This is a genomic window from Streptomyces sp. NPDC054840 (assembly GCF_053611065.1).
Genome location: NZ_JBSGZP010001128.1, coordinates 1 through 1,261 on the forward strand (window position 1 = coordinate 1; position 1,261 = coordinate 1,261).

The window sequence follows — 1,261 nt, forward strand, 5'->3', positions numbered from 1 at the left end:
GGCGCCGGGGGTCAGCTGACCTTCTTGGCGTTCTGGATGGACTTCGCGAGGTCTTCCAGGATCTGCGCGCACTTGTCGTACGAGAAGATCGGCTCGGTCACACGGGGGATGACCTGACCGGCCTTGACGGCGGGCATCTCGGCCCAGGTCGGGCGGTCCTTCAGCTGCTCCGGCTGCAGGGTGCCGGTGCGGTTGTCGAGGAAGATGACGTCGGCCTTGTACTTGCCGGCGTTCTCCCAGCTGAGGGCCTCGTAGAAGCCGCCCTCGTCCAGCTTGTCCGGGGTGATGAACTCGACGCCGAGCTGCTTGAAGTACTTCAGGTCGGCCGCGGTGTCCGGGGTGGACGCGTAGAACAGGGCGTCCGAGCCGGAGGCCACGAGCACCTTGACGCCCGGGTTGGCCTTGGTGGCCTCGCGCACCTTCGCGGTGGCGGCCTCGAAGCGGGCCTTGGAGTCCACGGTCTTCTTCGCGTTCAGGTCCGCGCCGAGGGACTTGGCGAGGTCCGCGGTGCGCTCCAGCGCCTTGTCGAGGGTGACGTCGCCGCCCACCTTGATCGCGGCGTGCGGGGCGAGCGCGAGGATCTTGTCCTTCGAGGCCTCCGGCACGTACCAGTAGGTGCCGTCCCAGGTGTTGGTGACCAGCAGGTCGGGCTGGAGGGCCGCGTACTTCTCGACGTTGAACTCGTCGTAGACGTTGCCGAGGATCTCGACCTTGGAGATGTCCATCGAGCCGGCCTGGACGTCGGGCTTGCCGTCGGCGGTCTTGGTGGGACCGAACACGCCCTTGACCGGGACGCCGTAGTCGTGGAGCGCGGCGGCGGTGCCGGTGAAGGCGACGATGTTCTTCGGCTTGGACTTGGTGGTGACGTCCTTGCCGAGGTCGTCCTTGAAGGTCCAGGAGCCGGACGTCGCGGCGCCGTTGTCCTTGCCGCCGTCACCCTTCGCCGAGTCGGTGCCACCGCACGCGGCGAGGACGGCGACGAGGCCGAGGGCGCCACCGGCCGCGACGAAGCCGCGGCGAGTGAAGGAGGAGGTTCGGGACTTGGGCATGTCGATGTCCGCTTTCGTGCGTGCAGGGGCGGCAGCTGGGCCGTTCGATGAGAAGGTTAGCCTAACCTAACGGTAAGTCCAGGGGCGGGGGAAGATCCGTTCGTGAGGTGGATCACCCTCCTGCGTTCTTCGCGCTGTGGTGTCCTGCCTGCGTCGACCGATGCTCTGTCCGGACCGCTGACATGCCGATGTCCGGGGCGGGTGTCGTACCC

At 67.4% G+C, this 1,261-nt stretch carries 1 protein-coding gene; it reads right to left on the reverse strand.

Going from position 1 to position 1,261, the window contains the following annotated elements; genetic code table 11:
• Nucleotides 1-11 precede the first annotated feature (11 nt).
• Nucleotides 12-1,049: an ABC transporter substrate-binding protein gene (locus ACWGIU_RS38090; protein WP_453712698.1), complete on the reverse strand. Its 1,038-nt coding sequence runs from the start codon at nucleotides 1,047-1,049 to the stop codon at nucleotides 12-14.
• Nucleotides 1,050-1,261: the final 212 nt, after the last annotated feature.